Raw genomic sequence first — 19,611 nt, 5'->3', positions numbered from 1 at the left:
GTACTTCCACTTCGCCCCTGGTCTTCGGTTGTGACGGCGTCTTTCGTTCGCCCGTCCATCCCGAGTACCATCGGAAAACCAAATAACAAACCAACGCTCCCACGGCAAGCGCGCCGCTCATCGCGGTCATGCTCATCCGGTGCGGCTGTGGGTCAATCATCATCACTAGGCCGTCGCGTCGTAGCGGCGCGGCCGCGGCGTGATGTACTCAATGTCCACATCCTCGTACTCAAACCGAGGCTTCTCGCCGTCGAAGAACGCCTTCGTCGTCTTCAGGAACTTCTCATCGTTGCGTTCCTGGAAGTCCGGCTTGTAATGCGCGCCGCGCGACTCGTCGCGAAGACGTGCACCCTGAACGATCACACGTGCCAGATGCAGCATGTTGTACAGATTGCGCGTGAACGCAAACGACGTGTTCGCCCACTGGCCCTTATCGCTCAGGTTTACCTTGCGGTAGCGCTCCAGCAGCTCGACAATCTTCGCGTCCGCTTCATCGAGACCAGCGTTGTAGCGAATGATCGTCGCGTGCTTGGTCATCGTGTCGCCCAGCTCACGCCAGATCTTGAACGGATTCTCGTTGCCCTGGTTGGTGAGCAACATCTCGTTGTAGCCCTTCTGGCGCAACAGTTCGGCAGCGTGCCCGCCGTCGCCTTCCTGCGCGGGCAAGCCCTTGGCATACTCCATCGCCTTCGGCCCCGCCACAAAGCCGCCGTAGATGCAGCTCAGCAGGGAATTGGCACCCAGACGGTTCGCGCCGTGGATCGAGTAATCCGCCTCACCCGCGGCGAAGACGCCGGGGATGTTGGTCTGCTGCTCGAAGTCCACCCACAGGCCGCCCATCGTGTAGTGCATGCCCGGGAAGATCTTCATCGGTACCTTGCGCGGGTCATCGCCAACGAACTTCTCGTAGATTTCGAGAATGCCCTCAAGCTTATGCTGGCGCTCCGGCGACAGGTGCGAGACGTCGAGGTACACCATCGGCTGTCCGTCGATGCCCATGCCATGCTCGTACACCACCTTGAAGATCGCGCGCGTCGCCACGTCTCGGGGAACAAGGTTGCCGTACTTCGGATACCACTCTTCCAGGAAGTACCAGCGGTCGCTGTCAGGGATCGACTGCGCTGCACGCTTGTCGTTCTTGTCACGCGGTACCCACACGCGGCCACCTTCGCCACGGGCAGACTCCGACATCAGGCGCAGCTTGTCTTCGCCCGGAATCGCCGTCGGATGCACCTGAATGAACTCGCCGTTCGCATACGCCGCGCCCTGCTGATACAGCGCCGACTGCGCCGAACCCGTGCACACCACCGAATTTGTCGACTTGCCGAAGATCGCGCCATTACCGCCCGTCGCCACGATCACCGCATCGCACGGGAAGGTCTTCACTTCCATCGTGCGCAGGTCCATCGCGCAGATGCCACGAGCCACGCCGTTGTTGTCGAGCACAGCCGAAAGGAACTCCCAGCCCTCGTACTTCGTGACGCGGTTCTCGCTCTCGAAGCGGCGAACCTGTTCGTCAAGCGCGTAGAGAAGCTGCTGCCCGGTCGTCGCACCCGCAAACGCGGTGCGGTTATACAGCGTGCCACCAAAGCGGCGGAAGTCCAACAGGCCTTCGGGCGTGCGGTTGAACGGCACACCCATGCGGTCCAGCAGATCGATGATCGCCGGGCCCATCGCGGTCATGGCCTTCACCGGCGTCTGGTTCGCGAGGAAGTCGCCACCATAGATGGTGTCGTCGAAGTGCTTGAGAACGTCGTCGCCCTCACCCTTCAGGTTCTTCGCCGCGTTGATGCCGCCCTGCGCGCACACCGAGTGCGAACGCTTCACCGGCACGATCGAAAACAGATCGACCTTACCGCCCGCTTCGGCGATCTTGATCACCGCCGACAGACCCGCAAGTCCGCCGCCGACAACGATAATCCGTGGTGTTGCTGCTGCCATCTTCTCTAACCTCTTAGCGTGTGATTAGCACGCATATCGTAATCGAGCTTCCAACGATGCCAACCAAGCCAATGGCGATACCGTAGTTTGCAAATCGATAGATTTGCCCCAATCTCGTATCGGCTGCAGGTGGCTTCCGTGTCTTGAATGGCGATCGGAAGCGATCTGCAAAACTCATCTGCCTGCCTTCTTCGTCTCGAATCCTCATGATGTTTGCGACGTGTCCATCAGCGATGACGCTCACGATCAAAATCGCAAGGCAGAGAGTCATCACCACCATGAGGGTTTGCACTATCGAACTCCACCCGCCTGCGTAGCCCCCGGCACTACCGGCGCCGACATCGTCACGGCAGGCTGCTCCGGCATTACATCTTCCGGTGCATTCGCGTACTTCGGGTTGATGAACGCATACATGCCCACCAGTCCAAGAATGCAAAGGCCCGTACCAAACGCCGCGCACACATAGCCAAAGTTCTTGCGGGCCTTTTCGCCCGGCGTAATGCCCCACTTCGCTGCGAAGAGCCAGATGCCATACGCAAAGTGCCAGCAGGTCGCGATCATCGCGATCACATAGATCGCCAGCATCCACGGGTTATGCAGCTCCATCTGGACCTTGTGGAACGCCGCTCCCGGGTGCTCCGGCAACTGGACGCCCGCAAAGCGCTGACGCCACACGTGCTGCACGATGTAGAGCAGCGCAATGACGCCCGTCACACGCTGCATCAGATAGCCCCAGTTACCGGCCCATGGATACACATTCACATTGCTGCGGCCGCGAAAGGCGATGAACACGCCATACAGTGCATGGAACGCCAGCGGAATGAAGATGAACGCCCACTCCAGCACGCGTACCAGCGGTAGCGAGTTCAGAAACTTCACCTGCTGCGCGTACGCCAGCGGGCCGTTGGTGGCCTCGAAGTTCGAAACGATGTGCTCGACCAGGAAGGCGCCAATCGGCACGATGCCCGAGAGCGAGTGCAGCTTGCGCCACAGAAAGCTATTACCCTCACCGGCACGCAGCGGCTGAACGCCCTTGCGTGGCGTGGTGGAAGGCGGTGCAGGCGTCGCAGCAGCGGCCATCAAATCTCTCCTGGCCTCCCATAACAACTCGCTTACGGCTCGAGACGGAAATCGCACGTCAAGAAAACCGTTACGGGGAGGCACACCGATTCTCACACCCCAGAAAAACCGGGGTCAACAGAAGCGTCGCGAAACAAGGCGGTAATCGACCATGCTGTGCGATATCGGAGCTGGCTGGTCGCTGATCGCCCAAAGGGTCTCTTCTGAGCGTTTTGCTCGATCATTGTCCTGGACTGTTAGCCCAACATCTCACTCAGCAGTACGCGAAACGCCCGTCCACGATGACTCACAGCCCACTTCTCTGCCTGCGTCATCTCGGCCATGGTTTTGCCTGTCTCGGGCATGAAGAAGAGCGGGTTATACCCAAAGCCGCCTTCACCGCGATACTCGCCAAGGATCTCGCCCTCGCAGCTTCCGTAGGACTGCCACAACACCACACCATCGCGAGCCACAACCAGCGCGGCCACAAAGCGGGCCTTGCTCAGCGTTCCGCCCAACGTGCTGCCTTGGCCTTCGGTGCCAGCCTGCTGGCTTTGCAGCGCAAGCCTCTGCAGCAGGTAAGCATTGTTCCGCTCATCCTTCGTGCCTTCGCCCCGGAAGCCGCCATCGTCGGCAAACCGCGCGGAGCGAACGCCCGGCTCGCCGTCCAGCGCCTCGACCTCCAGCCCGGAGTCATCCGCCATGACCAGCTTGCCCGGTGCCAGCAGGGAGTAGGCCACAGCCTTGATCTCGGCATTGCCAGCATAGGTTGCGGCATCTTCCACCGGCTCGGGCATCTGCTTGATGCCGGGCAGAGCGAGCACTTCAACATCCTGCCCCTGCGCCGAAGCCACAAACTCAGCCAGCTTCCCAGCATTTCCCGTCGCCGCATAAATCGTCGTCATCTTATTCCGTCGTCATCCTTATCGTTTGCCGTCACCGGAGAGGAGCTAGGTGTCGTGCTCGACCTACCAATTTCATAGATCACATGCTCAGATGTTGTCATCCTGAGCATAGCGAAGGGCCTGCTGGTCGATCGCACTCGTAACAATCTTTGCGAGCTAAGAACCTGCGAGCTATCGTCTCCACCATGCCGGAACTCATCGCGACACCAAAGTACCGCAGAAGCACTCACTTCTTTTTCTTTGCCTTCGCCCGGTCAGCCTTCTCCATCTCATACCCCTTGCGAGCGCTCGTGACGGTCGCCTCCCGCAGCAATCCGATCCGACCCTTCGCTCCCACCACGAACGGCAGGCTCAAGGCATTCCATCCGCGGTCGGCTCCTTCGACATCCTTCAACCCCGGCTCCAACGCCTGCCAGTTGCGTCCATCATCAAACGAAGCATCGGTGCCATTCGGCCCAACCGTGATCCATGTCTTCAGCTTCTCGCTGTAGGCGACCGCGGAGCGGTACCCACCCGGATCGGTCTTGGCGGCTTTCCACGTTAACCCTGCATCGCTGCTCCACGCCGCTACGTGATCTCGAAAGTTCTCATGCTGGTAATCACCACCCACAGCTACGCCTGCTTTCTGCGATCGAAAGCCAAACGAGAACACTCCCGACGAGCTTCCATTCGCGAATACAGGCAGAGCCACCTGTCCTGACTCAGCTCTGCAAGGCTCACAAGCTGCCGTGCTCTCTACCCGATGAAACGAAATGTAGCTCTTGCCGGAAGCGTTCGACGCCCACCAAAACTCAAACTTCCAGGTCTTATCGGTCTGCGCTCCGAGCGCCGTTTGCAGAACGGAATTACTCGCCGCGAACGAACCTTCCTTGCCGTCTGTCCGTAGCGGAGCAAGCTTCGTCAATTCCAGCTCACGTTCGCCCCATCCTTCTTTCCACTCCCATATCTGTGTGCGGCCATTCACCGCATCGCCAAGAACGAGAGCGCTACTCGCTGGGCTTTCTTCAGTAAATTCGGGTAGTGGCGACCGTACGCTGTCCCAGAACCCATCCTTCTCCGGGTTCGTTGCCATCAGCGTCCATGTTGCACATCCATCGGTCGTCTTATACAGCCGCGACAGATCACCCTTACCGCTCGACATCACAAGTGCTGTCTTCGCGTCGAACGCCTGCAGACCTCGGAAGTCGAGCTTCTCTGCACCCGGTGGTACAGCACATTTCTGCCAGCTCTTACCCATGTCCACGGTACGCAGCACCGTCCCACCGGTTCCGCTTGCCCAGACCACACCTTCGCCGACGTAGTGAACGCCACGCAAGGAAGCCGTCGTGCCGGAATCCTGCATCACCCACTGTGCCTGCGCTATACCGCCCAGCAACATCACCGCGACCAACAATCTCAGCATGAGCGTGAGTCTACGACATAGCTGTAACGGCGCGAACCCTGGCTCGCTGGATTTTGTTTCTTCAGTTAGTCCGTACGAGGAGGGGAGTGGGTTTCACTGCTTCGGGCTACTTTCGAGAAACACGACATCCACTCGCCGGTTCGCAGCTCGCCCTTCTGTCGTAGCGTTCGACGCTACAGGGTGAAACTCCGCATAGCCCGCAACCGAAAGCAGCGACGGATTCACCGTCGAGTGTTCCAGCAGGAAGCGCGCAATGGTTGCGGCTCGCGCGCTCGATAGCTCCCAGTTCGACGCATACATCGTCGAGTGCATCGGCAGGTTGTCCGTGTGCCCTTCCACGCGAATACTCATCGCGGGCAACTGTGTCGCAATTTGCTGCAGTACCGTCACCGCCTCGGGCCGCAACTCCGCAGAGCCAGAGGCGAAGAAGCCACCTTCATGAAGCGATAGTGCAACGCCATCCTGCACCTTGCGTGCTGTCAACTCGCCGAGCTTCATGCCGCCATCGGGCGATGTCTGCTGCGCCACAAGCTTGGCAACCTTCTGCTCCAGCGAAGCGGGCTTTCCCGTGTCCAATGGAAGTTCAAGCGGCTTTGGTTCTGCATCTGGATTCGAGCCTGAACCGGAATTTAGCGCAGGCTGTTTCGCATGCGGCTCAAAGAGTGCCATCTGCGAGAACGCCTGCTGCATCGCGCTTGCAAACCGTTGCTGCTTCTTCTTGTCGGCCTGTCCGCTGGCAAACAGGACGACGAAGAAGGCGAATAGCAGCGTGATGAAGTCGGCGTAACTCACAAGCCAGCGCTCGTGGTTCACATGCTCATGCTTCTTCTTCCGGCTCATGCGGTCGCCTCGCTCGCAGCGCCTGCTGGCTTCGTGTCCATCAGGAACGTGCGCAGCTTGGTCTCCATCATGCGCGGGTTCATGCCTTCCATGATGGAGACAACGCCTTCCAGCATCATCTCTTTCAGCATCTGTTCTTCGCGATGGCGAATTTTCAGCTTTCCTGCTGCGGGCAGGCAGAGAAGGTTCGCGACCGCCACGCCGTAGATCGTCGCGACAAACGCTGTTGCAATGCCTCGGCCTACTTCGTCGATGTTGTCGAGGTTCTTCATCACCTGGATCAGTCCCAGCACCGCACCGATGATGCCGACCGTTGGCGCATAGCCTCCGGCGGCCTCAAACACTGCGGGAATCTTCTCCTCGATCTCGCCCTTGTTGTCGAGTTCGAGCTGCATGATCTTGCGGACCTCAGACGGTTCGGTGCCGTCAACCGCCAGCATCAATGCTTGCTTGAGGAAAGGATCTTTGACACTGCTCAGATCACCATCAAGAGACACGATGCCGCTCTTGCGGGCCTTGTTGGCGAACTCCACGAGCTGCTTCAACACCGCTTCGTTGTCGTGGCCTCCGGAAAAGAAGATCTTTGCGGCTTGTTTGATCGCCGCGAGAAAAATATTCATCGGAAACTGCAGCATCACCGCTCCAGCCGTTCCGCCGCAAACGATCATCGCGGCCGTTGGCTGCGTGATCTGCGCGATGTTGCCGCCTTCGATCATCATGCCGGCAAGGATGCCGATGACTGCGAGAAGAATGCCGCCGATGCTTGCGATGTCCATGGTGTCCGGTGCTCCTGAGAGGGGTGCGAGTTACTCGTCGAGAGTAAGTTCAGAGGGAAAAGCGTTGGCTGCCTCGAAGGCAGAGCGTGAGGCAAGTGCGTTAACGGCATCAGGCCACGCCGTGCGCAAAAGCTCTGCACGATAGCTGCGCACAAGCTCGCAGACCTCGTTGGCGGTTTCACGCACCAGCAGCTTCTCTCCTGTAACCAGGGTGAGAACTGTGTCCGGTGAGGACTCTGCGTATCGAATGAGGTCGCAGTTCAATGCGATCTTGCTGCCGTTCAAACGAGTAAGTTCGATCATGTGCCGTTGTGCTCCAAAGCTTCTATCGGAGCGGCAGAGGTGTTGCGTTAGTCTGCCTCGCAGGATCGGTGTAAAAACTTTTCTCTCAAGTGACGGCCGCACAAGCCGATGAAGTGGTGGAACCCGAAGATGTGGTCTGCACCAGACGCATCGCGGCTCACACTCTACTTACGCAACACCCTAGGAGAAACGCATGTCACTCGGTGTCCTCAATAACATCGCAGCTATTTATGCGCAGAACAATTTGAACCAGACGCAGGCGAGTTTGCAGAAGACCCTGACGCAGCTTTCCTCTGGTTCGCGCATCAACTCTGGCGCGGATGACGCAGCCGGCCTGGCCGTCGCGGACGGCCTCGCCGCAAATACCGCTGCACTCACGCAGTCGGCACAGAACGCTTCCGACGGCGTCGGCCTTCTGCAGACCGCAGACGGTGCGCTCGCCCAGGTCACCAACTTGCTCAACCGCGCCGTAACGCTGGCAACGCAGGCTGCCAACGGAACGCTGAACAGCTCGCAGGTTGGCGCTGCCAACCAGGAGTACCAGAACATTCTGTCGGAGATCGGCAACATCGGTTCAACGACGAACTTCAACGGCAACTCGGTCTTCACCTCCACGGCGACGGACATCGTGGTCTCGGATGGTACGACCGCAGGCACGACAACGTTCTCGAACACGATCGGCAGCCTGAACTCGAGCTCCGTGGGTACGACCTCGGGCGGCGGCGGAGTAGACTTCAGCGCTTCGTCCGTCTCGACCCTGACGGCTTCGAGCGCGAAGGACGTGCTGACGGCGATCACCTCTGCGATTCAGGACGTCGCGTATCAGCGTGGTGCGATTGGTGCAAACATCAACCAGCTGAACGCGGCCAGCAACGTAGCCAGCACGGAGTCGGTCAACCTGACTTCGGCAGAGTCGAGCATCCGTTCGACCGACTACGGTCAGGCGACCAGCGACATGGCGAAGTACCAGGTGCTTTCGCAGACCGGTATCAGTGCTCTGGCGCAGGCCAACAGCAGCGCACAGGAAGTGCTCAAGCTCCTCCAGGGCTAGGCGGCAAAGTAGGTCGAAGAGGCAGGGCCGCAGGGTTGCGGTCCTGCCTCTCTGTTTATTGCAGAAAAATGCTTCTAAAGCCGCTATGAGTTTTGCCGATAGAGAGAGCAGACGTTCTTCTGGCTGAGTTCAACAGGTAAAAGGCGAAACGCATGGGTACGATTGGTCTTTCTTTCGGGTCGGCGACAAGCGGCGATGGCTTCGACGTTGCGTCGACTGTCTCGCAGATTATCGCGATTCAGCAAGCGGTTGAGACTCCGTGGAAGAACCAGCTATCGCTTCTGCAGTCGCAGGACACAGCGTTCTCTGCGATGGGCACAGACCTGGCCACGCTGGCGACCTCGGTGCAAGCGCTGACGGACTTCAACGGCATTTTCGCGCAGAAGGATGGATCTTCTTCGGACACGAGCATCGTTGCATTGAGCTCGGCGACAGCGGATGCTGTTGCAGGCTCGCATGAGATTACGGTGACGTCGCTGGCACAGACGTCGTCGATCTACTCCAACGCGCTTACGGGCACGGACACGCTGAGTGGAAGCGTAACGCTGCAGGTTGGCAGCGGCACAGCGCAGACGATCACGCTGGATGATTCGAATAACACGGTCTCAGGGCTCGCCGCGGCGATCAACGCTGCCGGTATCGGCGTTACGGCGAGCGTAATTACGGACTCATCGGGCTCGCGCCTGTCGCTGGTCAGCGGGACGAGCGGCACGGCAGGGCAGTTGACCCTGACCAATAATTTGACGGACACCACGACGGGCGCGGCGGTTGGGACGCAGGTAGGCCACAACGGAAAGGACGCAAGTCTTACGGTGGACGGTATCGCGATCTCGAGTTCGTCGAACACCGTTTCGAATGCGATTCCAGGTGTGACCTTTCAGATTTTGAACACGTCGTCGAGCGCGATACAGGTGCAGATTACGAATGACACGGCTTCGATCGCAACGGCTTTGAGCTCGTTTGTGACGGCGTACAACACGGTGGTGGCTGACATCAAGACGCAGGAAGGGAAGGATTCGAGCGGGAACGCGCAGCCTCTCTATGGTGATCCAACGCTTGCGTTGATTCAGCAGCAGCTGGGAAGCACGCTGATCGCAGGGGCTGCCTCGGGGGGTATCTCTTCGCTATCGCAGCTAGGGATTGATGTCGGGCAGGATGGCACGTTGACGTTTACCCAGAGCACCGCGCTTGCGGAGTTGTCGTCAAACTTCTCCGATGCTGTGGGCTTCTTTCAGAACACGGGAAGCTTTGGTTCGAGTCTCACGAACACGTTGAACGGCTTGAGCTCTACGCGAACGACTGGCGTCATCTATCTTGCGCTGCAGCAGAATACTTCGCAGGAGAGCACGCTGAACAAGAATATCTCCGACACCGAGGCACGCATTGCCACGCAGAAGGATACGTTGACGACGCAGTTGAACGAGGCGAACGAAATTCTGCAATCCATCCCCAGCCAGCTAGAGCAGGTCGAGAAGATGTACTCGGCTGTGACGGGCTACAACACGAAGTAATGTTTGAGGAGACCGCTTTGACCCAGGAATATCTTGCCAATAACTACCGTGACCAGGCTCTTGCAGGTGCAACAGGAGTGGACCTGATTATCGCGTTGTACGACGGTGCGATCCGCTTTCTCTATCGTGCGCAGCAGGCTGTGTTGGAGGATGATGTTCGTGGTCGCCGGGTGGCGGTGAAGAAGGCGCTCGACATCCTGATGTATCTGCAGGCACGTCTTCGCCCGGATATCGGAGGCAAGACCGCGGATGTGCTCGGTGACTTCTATGCGGCGATGTTTCAACTCACCCTGGAGGCTTCGCATGAAGCTTCCGCTGAGGCGTTGCAGGAGGTGATTCTGTGTCTGCGTAACGTGCGTGACGCGTGGACGGTTGTGGCGCGAGATCCGGAGGCAAACAAGGCGTTGCCGCGTGAGCTGAGAACGAAGGCCGAAGCGTTTGCAGGGGCTCCGGCGCGTAGCCTGGCGCAGGAGTTTTCCGATGACAACAAGGCGCGTGCCTGGGCCGCGTAGGGTTGTAACCCAGTGGTAAAACAAAGAGCGCAGCCGATATTAGGCTGCGCTCTTTGCTGTTTGTCTTGTGGCGTTAGACCGTTGCCAGTTCTTCTTCGAGGCTCTGCTTTTCCGCCAGTTCGCTGTAGTAGCCGCCGAGTGCGAGCAGCTCTTCATGCGTCCCAAGCTCAGAGATGCGACCGTCGACGAGTACGGCGATGCGGTCCGCGCTGCGTGCGGTAGAAACGCGATGCGCGATGAGGATGGTGGTACGGTCCTGCATGACACTGTTGAGCGCGCTGAGAATCTGCTCCTCGGTGTACGTGTCGACCGAAGCGAGCGCGTCATCGAGGATGAGGATGCGTGGGTTGCGGAGAACCGCGCGGGCGATGGCGGTGCGCTGCTTCTGGCCGCCGGAGAGTGTAACGCCGCGCTCACCCACGATGGTGTCGAAGCCATGCGGGAACTCGAGGATTTCTTCGGCGATGTGCGAGACACGAGCTGCTGCGATGACCTCTTCGCGGGTCGCGTTCGGTACGCCGAAGGCCACGTTGTCGTGGATGGATGAGGAGAAGAGAAACGTCTCCTGCGGGACGACGCCGATGGCGGAGCGAAGTGTCGCGAGGGGGTACTCGGTGATGGCGTGACCATCGATCAGCACCATGCCTGCAGGCGAGTCTTGCAGGCGCGGGATAAGTGCGGTCAGCGTGCTCTTGCCTGCGCCGGTTGGACCAACGATGGCGAGGCTTGTGCCTGCGGGAATGTCGAGTGAGATGTCATGCAGCACTTCGGGCCCGGTCGCATAGGTGAAGCTGAGGTGCTTGAAGCTGAGGTGTCCCTGAATCGGCTTCTCTGCGAGCGCGGGGGAGACGTTGCTGTCGTCAATCGCAGGAACTTCGAGCATGAGCTCGTGAATACGTGTGACGCTGGCTGCGCCGCGCTGAACGAGGTTCACAACCCAGCCGATGGCGATCATGGGCCACGTCAGTTGCACCATGTAGACGTTGTAGCTGGTGAACTGGCCGACGGTGATGTGGTGCAACACGACCTCGCGGCCGCCGACGAGCAGCGTGACCATCAGCGAGAGGCCGAGCACGAGTTCGAGCGTAGGCCACAGCATCGCCATCAGGCGGGCGAGGCGAAGCGAGCGATTGATGTACTCGCGATTGGACTCTTCAAAGGCTGCAATCTGCGCTTCTTCCTGCGCAAAGGCGCGGATGAGGCGAGCCCCGGAGAAGTTCTCCTCGGCCTGCGCAGAAATGTCCGAGAACATCGCCTGAATGCGTTCAAAGCGCGTGTGAATCTTGGCGCCGAAGTACTGCACGAGGATGGACGCGAAGGGCAGTGGAAGGAACGCGTACAGCGTGAGGTGCGGGCTGATGCGGAGCATGAACGGCAACGCCGCAGCCGTGAAGATGACCGTGTTCGCCGAGTACATAATCGCCGGGCCGAGCAACTGGCGGACGGCGTTCAGGTCGTTGGTGGAGCGGGCCATGATGTCGCCGGTGCGATGACGCTGGAAGAAGCTGGGCGGCTGTAGTTCGAGGTGGGCGAAGAGGTCGTTGCGGAGATCGAACTCGATCTCACGCGAGGCGCCGATGATGATCTGCCGCATCAGGTAAAGGAAGACGCCGGAGACGATGGCGACGCCGAGCACCATGAGCGTGTAGCGAGCGATGGTGTGGGCGGAGAGATCGTGGCGCAGTCCGTCGACGGCGGTGCCGATGAGCAGCGGAAGCAGCGCTTTGGAGCAGTTGTAGATGAGCAGCGCGAGTCCGCCCCAGGCGAAGCTTCGCCAGTAGCGTCGGAGATAAGGGAAGAGGGGGCTTAGGCGCTTGATCATAATGGCGACTTCCGTTGGATGAACGAAAAGGCGGCTACGGCTCAGAATCAGCCAGTAGCCGCCTTTCGGTGGAGCAGTTTACTTGGTTTCGGGCTTGGTGGAGGAAGCTGGCGTCGCCGAGGTGGTCGGCGGTGGGGCCGTGGTTCCAGCAGGCGAAGCTTCTGGCTTCGGGGCTGTCTTGGGAGCCGGAGCCGGTTTCGGAGCTGGCTTGGGCTGCTCGTCGCTCTGGGCTACGAGTTCGACGTCGAAGATCAGCTCAGACTTGGCGGGGATGACGGGCGGGTGGCCCTGTTCGCCGTAGGCAAGCTGGTAGGGCACGAAGAGGCGGCGCTTGCCACCGACGTGCATGCCTTCGAAGCCGGTGTCCCAGCCCTGGATCACGCGATGCTGGCCGTAGGGGAAGGAGATAGGCTCGCCGCGGTCGACGGAGGAGTCAAATTTGGTGCCGTCGGGCAGGTAGCCGGTGTAGTGCACGGTGTACCACTTGCCGGGCTTGGCGAGTTCGCCGGTGCCGACCTTGGTGTCGACGTAGACGAGCGAGATCGTGAGTGGCTTGGCGTCGAGTGCTTCACGCAGCGCGGGGCTGAGCAGTGGCGAAGCGTAATCCAGTACGAGTTCGGGGCGGCGGGTGATGGTGTAGAGCGGCTTCGGGCAGGAGACACCTGCTGGAAGGGCGGGGATCTTGTCAGAGTATGCCGGGACAGTGGCGCATCCACCAGCAGCGGGCACGGTTGCCTTGTGCGTGACCGAGGTTCTGTGAGCGACGGCAGGTTTTGTGGTTTGTGCGGACACTGCCAGCGACGAGGCGGCCAGAGCGAGGAGGGACGCGGAAACGATCGAGGGTTTCATCTGGCCTCCAGTGTAAGCGGAAACCCGCTCAGGTGGGAGTGCGCAGCAGCAGGTAGCCGCCCGCGAAGGCAAAAAGCAGGTCGGGTGACCAGGCCGCGAGCACCGCTGGCAGACTGTTGACGTTGCCAAGATTCTCCATGATGCCCGCGACGACCCAGTAGGCGATGACCAGCCCGACAGCCGCGCTCATGCCTGCGATGGAGCCGCGTTTTCCAGCCTGCAGCGAGAAGGGGATCGCCAACATGGCGAGGATGAGCGTGATGAGCGGATAGGCCAGCTTGCGGTTCAACTGCACGCGCAGTCGCATGGTATCGAAGCCGCTCTGCTGCAGGTCGTGGATGTAGCTTCGGAGCTCGGTGAAGCTCATCTGCTGCGACTGGCGGTCTTCTTTCTTGAAGTAGCTGGGCTGCTCGTGGATCTCATGGAAGGTGGCGTTGTTGAAGGTCCGGTAACTTGCGATGGTTTCGCCGGCGAAGGTGCGCTCCCAGCCGTTTTCGAAGACCCATTGGTGCTGGTTCTCGTCCCAGTGCGTGCTGGCGGCGAAGATGCGGCGGCGAAGCTTAAAGGTGCCGGGCTCGAACTCAAAGACGGTGAGGTTGGCGAAGACGTTGGTGTCCTGGCCGAAGAACTGGTAGTAGAAGATGCGGTTCGGGTTGGTCGACCCGGCGGATTGCCCGGACATCCACTTGCGATCGGGGCGCAGGTAGGTCTGCGCGGGTTTGCCCTTGATGGTGGCAAGCAGGGCGTCCTGGCGCCGGTTGGCTGCAGGCAGGTAAACCTCGTCGAAGGCAAAGAGCGCGACTGAGAGCATGGCGGCGACGAGCAGCACCGGCGCGATGACGCGATAGAGACTGGTTCCGGTGGCCTTCATCGCGGTTAGCTCGCTGGTACGGTTCAGCGTACCGAAGGTGACGAGGACGGCGACGAGCGAGCAGATCGGCGTGACGTTGTAGAGGATGAACGGAATCAGGTTGAGCAGGTAGTCGCCGACGGTGACGAGCGGCGTGCGGTACTTGATGATGTCGCCGATCAGCTCAAAGAAAGTGAAGATGAGAAATAGTACGGTGAGCGAGAAGAGCACCAGCACGAAGTTCTTCAGGAAGCTGCTCATGACGTACTCGTCCAGCAGCAGCGGGAAGCGGCTGTGCAGGGCGCGACGCATCTGTTGAATCCACGGGTTGAAGCTGGAGGCGGTTTCGTCTGTGGTGGTCACGGGCTTGCGGCGTTGAAGTATCCGGCTGAGGCCCATGCCGACGCGCGAGAGCAGACCGAGGGCGAGACCTCCGCGAGACATCTGCTGGATCAGCAGAAGGCCTGCGAGGGCAAAGATCATATTCGCCCCCCAAACCCCTAGCCAGGGCGAAACCTTGCCCTGCCGCGCTAAAGCAATGCCCATGGACGAGGCGAAGTAGTAGACGAAGACAAGGAAGAGCGTGACGACGAAGCCGGTGCCTTTGCCTCCTCGCTTGGAGGAGAGGCCCAGCGGCACGCCGACCAGCATCAGCACCAGGCAGGCGGCAGGAAACGAAAAGCGGCGTTGCAGCTCGATGCGGTATGTTCGGGTGTCGCCGGACTGGTGGATCTTTGCCCAGAGTTCGCTGGTAAGCATGGCCTGCAGCGGCGTATCGCGGCGGGTAAGGTGAGAGTTCTCGCCCTGCTCTGTCGCCTGCATGGGAGGCGTGGCCGTGGCGAAGGTGGAGATGTCGTAGCGGGAAGGATCGTCGCGAGAAAGGTCGTGCCGTGTGCCGTTGTCGAGCTCGATACGAGGCGCGCCGTTCTCGCCGGGCAGCACGACGGCGCGCTGTGCGGTGATGACGTACGGAGTCGCGGCCTTCGAGGTGTCGGCCAGAAAGACGTGCTTCCAGAGCGCGGTGCCGTTGGCTCCGGGCTCTACGTCCTGCACGTAGAGGACGTAGTTCTTGAAGCTTTCGTTGAAGACGTGCGGCTCCACCAGAAGTTGTGCCTGTGTGGTGTTCTTGGCCTGATCGTCATACTGCAGCAGTGCCTGGGTGGCGCGCGGCGCGACGTAGAGCGTGTTCGCGAGTCCGATGCCCCACATCGCCATGGCAAGCAGGCCGACGATGCGGACGAAGGCCGTTACGCCGAGTCCACTGGCGCGCATGGCAGTCACTTCGCTGTCTGCGGCGAGACGGCTGAGGCCGAGCAGGGTGCCGATCAGTACGGCCATCGGGATGGTGAGCGTGAGGAAGTTCGGCAGCAGATAGCCGATGAGCAGCAGAATGTCGCCGGGGCCCGCAAGGCCGCGCACCGCCAGCTCCATCAGCGGCAGCAGGTAGCGCATGAAGAGGATGAACGTGAACAGGACTCCGCCCAACAGGGCGTAGCCGATCACTTCGCGAAGAATATACCGCGTGAAAATGCGCACCGGAAACCTGACCGTACAACTAGCAGCAGTTTATCGTGCGCGGCGCAGCCGAAGCGAGTTTGCCAGCACGCTGACCGAACTGAGCGCCATGGCGGAGCTGGCGACGATGGGGCTGAGCAGGATGCCGAAATGAGGATAAAGCGCTCCCGCGGCCAGCGGGATGGCGATGATGTTGTACCCAAGCGCCCACAGAATGTTGGTGCGCATGACGGTTCGGGTCTGCCGCGCGAGCCGGACCGCGAGCGGCAGCAGGCGGAGGTCCTGGCGCAGCAGCAGGACGTCACCGGCCTCGCGCGCGAGGTCCGTGCCGCCGGCCATGGCGATGCCGCAATCGGCCTGAGCGAGGGCCGCGGCGTCATTGATGCCGTCGCCCACCATCGCGATGCGTTGGCCGCCATGCTGTAACTCCTGCACCACATCGACCTTGTCGGCGGGGGTGCAGCTTGCACGCAGTTCGGTGACGCCAGCCTGCTGGGCGATCAACTCGGCTGAGGAGCGGATGTCGCCGGTGACTATGATCGTCTCGACCCGCAGGCTCCTGAGCTGCTGCATGGCCTCTGCTGCCTCTGCGCGGAGTGTGTCGGCGGCTTCGAGCGTGGCTGTCCACTGCTCGTCGACGAAGACAAAGAGCGGCGTTGCAGCTGGAGCAGGCGTATAGAGCAGCGCATCGTCAAACATGGCGGCGTTGCCGATGGCGATGCCGTGGCCTTCTACCTGGGCGGTGATGCCTTCGCCGGGGAGCACGTGTACGTCGATCGCTGCGGCAGGGGCGATCTGTTGCGCTTGGGCGTAGTGGAGAACAGCGAGCGCCAGCGGATGCGTGGTGTTCTGCTCCACTGAGGCGGCCCAGCGCAAAACATCGCTCTCGGCGAAGCGTTGATCGTGCAGGGTGAAGCGCGAGACCTGCGGCCGGCCTTCGGTGAGCGTTCCTGTTTTGTCGAGCGCTAGAACCTCGATGGAGGCGAGGCGTTCGAGAACGTCGCCTCCCTTGAGGAGCAGACCGAGTTGTGCGGCGCGGCCGATGGAGACGGTGGCCGCTGCCGGGACTGCGAGCCCCATGGCGCAGGGGCAGGCGACGATGAGCAGTGAGACGGCGATGGAAAGCGAGCGCGCAAAGCCTGCATGACCCACGAGCATCCAGAGCGCGAAGGTGAAAGCGGCGAGCACCAGCACGGAGGGAACGAAGACGGCGCTGACGCGGTCGCCCAGTTGCTGCAGGGCGGCGCGGCCGGATTGCGCTTCTTCGAGCAGCTTCGCAATCTTGGCCGCGGTGGAGTCTTCGCCCAGCGCGGTGGCCTGCAGGACGAGCACGCCGTCGAGGTTCACCGTGCCGCCGCTGACGCGTGTGCCGCTGGTGTGTACGACGGGCAAAGGCTCGCCGGTGAGCATGGACTCGTCCACCGAACTGCGTCCGTCTACGACGAGGGCGTCGACGGGGATGCGATCGCCGGGCAGAACGCGGAGGAAGTCGCCAACCGCGAGAGCGTCGAGCGGCAGCAGCGTTTCGTTGGCCTGCGCCCAGGCGGCTGGCAGCGTGTCGTCTGCCCCGGCGAGGAAGCGAGCGTCCTGTGCGTCGAGCTTGCCAAAGGCTTCGAGCGCTGTGGTGGCGCGGTGCTTTGCCTTGGCTTCCAGCCAGCGGCCAAGCAGAAGGAACGCCAGAATGAACGCGACCGCTTCGTAGTACACGTCGGTGGTGGCGGCGTGTTGCTGCATCCACTGCGGCGCGACGGTGACGGCAAGCGACGCGCCGAAGGCACTGAGTGTTCCCAGTGCGACAAGCGTGTTCATGTTGCTGGCGGCGTGGCGAGCGGCTCGCCATGCCGCGGTGTAGATCTCGCTGGCCATGGCCATGGCGGCGACGGAGAGCGCACAGAGCGTCCAGCGCAGCGCGGATGCTGGAACCGACATCAGCCACGCAGGCATCGCGGGCATGAGGTGCAGCGTAAGCCAGCGCAGCAACGGATCGGCGGTGGCGCCGGTCATCATCAGCGGCATGGAAAGCGCCATGGCCAGCAGGCCGATCAGCAGCGTGAGCAGGGCGCGAGTGCGAAGAGGAAGTGTGTGTCTCGCCGCCTTCGCCGTGGAGGGAGCGGCGTTCGGCAGAACTGCCTGATAGCCCGCCTGCTTCACGGCACGGAGCAGGGCCTCGGTAGGAACCTCGCCTGCGGTGGCGACGTCCGCAGTGTTCGTCATCAGGTTGACGTTCGCGCTCTGGACGCCTTCGACAGAGGCGAGCGCTCGTTGGACGTGCGACTGGCATGCGGCACAGCTCATGCCTTCAATGCGCAGACGCAACTGCCCGGTGTCGGCCATCAGGCTTCTGTGACGTGTGCCGGGAAGCCCGCTTCGCCGAGAGCGCGCAGAAGCTCTTCCGCAGGCTGCGCGGAGGTGACACGCGCACTGCCGAGACGAACCTCTTCCGCATGTGTGTCCGGCTGGCTGTTCAGGGTCTGTGTGACGCGCCGAATGCAGGCGCCGCAGCTCATTTTCTCGATCTGAAGTTCCATCGTCATGCCTATTGGATGTGGTTGGGGGAATTCCGTTGCTGGGCGGCGCGGCTACTCGGCCGGTTCGTTGACGAAGCGATAGCCAACCCCACGCACGGTAAGCAGATGGCGAGGGGTTGAAGGATCGGGCTCCAGGTAGCGACGCAGGCGCACGATGAAGTTGTCGATGGCGCGAGTGTCTGTGTCTTCATGCACATGCCACACCTTGTCGAGCAGCTCTTTGCGGGCGACGATCTTGCCGGGACGTTCGACGAGGTAGCGCAGCAGGTCGACTTCCATCATGGTCAGATGGATCGTCTGGTCGCCCTGGCGAATCTCCAACGCGTCGAGGTCGATCGTGCGACCTGCGAGTTCGATCGTGGACGGCGAGTTTTCGATGGGGGCTTCGCCGCCGACGGCTGCGGCGCTCTGCCATTGCATTCGGCGAAGAAGACTGGAGAGCCGGGCGAGCAGCACGTTGAGATCGAACGGCTTGGGGAGATAGTCGTCTGCGCCCGAGGCAAAGCCTTCGACGATGTCTTCGGTACGTCCTCGCGCCGTCAGCATCAGCACAGGTGTGTAGCGGTTGGTCTCGCGCAGCTCGCGGACGATGGAGAAGCCATCGCGGCCAGGCAGCATCACGTCGAGCAGGATGGCCGCGGGGCGTTCGTCCGTGGAGAGCAGCCACTGTGCGGCAGCGTCACCGTCAGCTTCGTGGTGGACGCGATAGCCTTCGGCTTCCAGATTGAAGACCAGTGCTTGCGCGATGTGGTCTTCGTCTTCGATAACGGCGATGAGCGGTTGGTGTGTGGCTTCAGGCATCGGTACTCTCGGCGGAGACGCCGTTGGCGATAGCCAGCGGCAGCTTCAAGAACATCGTAGACCCTTCGCCGAGACCTTCGCTGGCGGCGCGAACATCGCCGCCGTGTTGGCGTGCGATGGTCTTCACCAGGAAGAGGCCGAGACCGGTGCCCTTGATCTTGACGCGGTCGCTGGATGCGGCGCGGTAGAAGCGTTTGAAGATGCGCTTCAACTCCCGTGGAGCAATACCGAGGCCGCTGTCGGTAATCGAGAGCACGGCCCAGGTGTAGTGCTCAATGGCGATGCGGCAACTGACGTGAACGCCCTCGGGCGAGTATTTGACGGCGTTGTCCAGCAGGTTGGCGATGGCGGTGCGTAGGTCTTCGATATTGCCGAGCACATGCAGGCGCACACCGCCGGGAACTTCGGCAAGCGTGATGGCGTCGGTAGGCAGGTGGTGTCGGCTGAGTGCCGTGGCAATGCACTCCTTCGCCAGGGAGTAGAAGTCAATGCGCGTGGAGCGGCCGGCACGTTCTCGCTGGCCGAGTTCACCGGCCTTCAGCACCTGCTCGACAGTGGCGAGCAGGCGGTCTGTGTCGGAGCGCATGGTGGTGTAGAACTTCTGCCGCTGTGCGTCGTCCACCTCGCGGCGTTGCAGGGTGTCGAGATAGAGGCGAATGCTGGCGATAGGGGTTTTGAGCTCGTGGGTGACGGCGTTCAGAAAGGAGTCTTGTCGCTCGTTGCGGCGGATCTCACGCACGAGGAAGACTGTGTTCAGCACCACGCCTGCGATGAGGATGGAGAAGAGAAGAACGCCGAGCAGGTCGATTGCCAGTCGGCGGCCGTTGTTGTGGATCCACGTAATGTTGAGTGCAACGGCCAGCGCCGTCAGGCACACGCCCAGCGTGATGAAAAATGCAATCGCGCCACGTCGCCGAGTAAGGTTCATCGCTAAAGGGAAGTATAG

General features: G+C 61.1%; 17 protein-coding genes. 3 read left to right on the top strand and 14 right to left on the bottom strand.

Annotated elements, in window-relative coordinates:
* Nucleotides 1–165: 165 nt before the first annotated feature.
* The 7 genes from sdhA to PW792_11615 all read right to left on the bottom strand — a co-directional run bounded on the left by sdhA (nucleotide 166) and on the right by PW792_11615 (nucleotide 7,226).
* Nucleotides 166–1,941: a succinate dehydrogenase flavoprotein subunit gene (gene sdhA / locus PW792_11645; GenBank protein MDE1162583.1), complete on the bottom strand. Its 1,776-nt coding sequence runs from the start codon at nucleotides 1,939–1,941 to the stop codon at nucleotides 166–168.
* Between the two features lie 291 nt (nucleotides 1,942–2,232).
* Nucleotides 2,233–3,021, bottom strand: a complete 789-nt coding sequence (locus tag PW792_11640; protein MDE1162582.1) for a succinate dehydrogenase — start codon at nucleotides 3,019–3,021, stop codon at nucleotides 2,233–2,235.
* A 236-nt stretch (nucleotides 3,022–3,257) separates the two neighbouring features.
* Nucleotides 3,258–3,905, bottom strand: a complete 648-nt coding sequence (locus PW792_11635; GenBank protein ID MDE1162581.1) for a non-canonical purine NTP pyrophosphatase — start codon at nucleotides 3,903–3,905, stop codon at nucleotides 3,258–3,260.
* A gap of 226 nt (nucleotides 3,906–4,131) precedes the next feature.
* On the bottom strand, nucleotides 4,132–5,307 hold the full coding sequence (locus tag PW792_11630; protein ID MDE1162580.1) for a hypothetical protein: 1,176 nt from the start codon (nucleotides 5,305–5,307) through the stop codon (nucleotides 4,132–4,134).
* A 93-nt stretch (nucleotides 5,308–5,400) separates the two neighbouring features.
* On the bottom strand, nucleotides 5,401–6,147 hold the full coding sequence (locus PW792_11625; protein MDE1162579.1) for a flagellar motor protein MotB: 747 nt from the start codon (nucleotides 6,145–6,147) through the stop codon (nucleotides 5,401–5,403).
* Nucleotides 6,144–6,923 (bottom strand): flagellar motor protein, encoded by a 780-nt coding sequence (locus PW792_11620; GenBank protein MDE1162578.1) that lies wholly within the window; start codon nucleotides 6,921–6,923, stop codon nucleotides 6,144–6,146. Before PW792_11620 ends, PW792_11625 begins: the two co-directional genes overlap by 4 nt.
* A 30-nt stretch (nucleotides 6,924–6,953) precedes the next feature.
* On the bottom strand, nucleotides 6,954–7,226 hold the full coding sequence (locus PW792_11615; protein MDE1162577.1) for a flagellar FlbD family protein: 273 nt from the start codon (nucleotides 7,224–7,226) through the stop codon (nucleotides 6,954–6,956).
* 193 nt (nucleotides 7,227–7,419) lie between these two features.
* On the opposite strand from PW792_11615, the gene PW792_11610 reads away from it, so the two are divergent.
* From PW792_11610 to fliS, 3 genes are all read left to right on the top strand, one after another.
* Nucleotides 7,420–8,277, top strand: coding sequence for a flagellin (locus PW792_11610; GenBank protein MDE1162576.1), 858 nt, complete (start codon nucleotides 7,420–7,422; stop codon nucleotides 8,275–8,277).
* A gap of 152 nt (nucleotides 8,278–8,429) precedes the next feature.
* Entirely contained in the window at nucleotides 8,430–9,788 is a 1,359-nt protein-coding gene (fliD, locus tag PW792_11605) for a flagellar filament capping protein FliD (protein MDE1162575.1), read from the top strand.
* Nucleotides 9,789–9,805: 17 nt separating this feature from the next.
* The gene (gene fliS / locus PW792_11600; GenBank protein ID MDE1162574.1) at nucleotides 9,806–10,300 is read left to right on the top strand and encodes a flagellar export chaperone FliS; all 495 of its coding nucleotides are present in this window, start codon (nucleotides 9,806–9,808) and stop codon (nucleotides 10,298–10,300) included.
* Between the two features lie 73 nt (nucleotides 10,301–10,373).
* Here the strand turns inward: fliS and PW792_11595 are convergent, their stop codons facing one another.
* From PW792_11595 to PW792_11565, 7 genes are all read right to left on the bottom strand, one after another.
* On the bottom strand, nucleotides 10,374–12,122 hold the full coding sequence (locus tag PW792_11595) for an ABC transporter ATP-binding protein (protein ID MDE1162573.1): 1,749 nt from the start codon (nucleotides 12,120–12,122) through the stop codon (nucleotides 10,374–10,376).
* Nucleotides 12,123–12,200: 78 nt separating this feature from the next.
* Entirely contained in the window at nucleotides 12,201–12,971 is a 771-nt protein-coding gene (locus PW792_11590) for an FKBP-type peptidyl-prolyl cis-trans isomerase (protein MDE1162572.1), read from the bottom strand.
* 28 nt (nucleotides 12,972–12,999) lie between these two features.
* Nucleotides 13,000–15,357: an LPS export ABC transporter permease LptF gene (gene lptF, locus PW792_11585; protein ID MDE1162571.1), complete on the bottom strand. Its 2,358-nt coding sequence runs from the start codon at nucleotides 15,355–15,357 to the stop codon at nucleotides 13,000–13,002.
* A gap of 30 nt (nucleotides 15,358–15,387) precedes the next feature.
* A complete protein-coding gene (locus tag PW792_11580) occupies nucleotides 15,388–17,670 on the bottom strand; it encodes a heavy metal translocating P-type ATPase (GenBank protein MDE1162570.1) in 2,283 nt (760 codons plus the stop codon).
* Nucleotides 17,670–17,864 (bottom strand): heavy metal transport/detoxification protein, encoded by a 195-nt coding sequence (locus PW792_11575; protein ID MDE1162569.1) that lies wholly within the window; start codon nucleotides 17,862–17,864, stop codon nucleotides 17,670–17,672. The genes PW792_11580 and PW792_11575 overlap by 1 nt, the downstream gene beginning before the upstream one ends.
* Before the next feature lie 51 nt (nucleotides 17,865–17,915).
* Complete coding sequence (locus PW792_11570; protein ID MDE1162568.1) at nucleotides 17,916–18,665, bottom strand: response regulator transcription factor; 750 nt, start codon at nucleotides 18,663–18,665, stop codon at nucleotides 17,916–17,918.
* Entirely contained in the window at nucleotides 18,658–19,593 is a 936-nt protein-coding gene (locus tag PW792_11565) for a HAMP domain-containing sensor histidine kinase (GenBank protein MDE1162567.1), read from the bottom strand. The genes PW792_11570 and PW792_11565 overlap by 8 nt, the downstream gene beginning before the upstream one ends.
* Nucleotides 19,594–19,611: the final 18 nt, after the last annotated feature.

This window comes from Acidobacteriaceae bacterium, from assembly GCA_028283655.1.
In the GTDB taxonomy this organism is placed as follows: domain Bacteria; phylum Acidobacteriota; class Terriglobia; order Terriglobales; family Acidobacteriaceae; genus Granulicella.
This window is presented reverse-complemented; position numbering and strand designations above follow the sequence as displayed.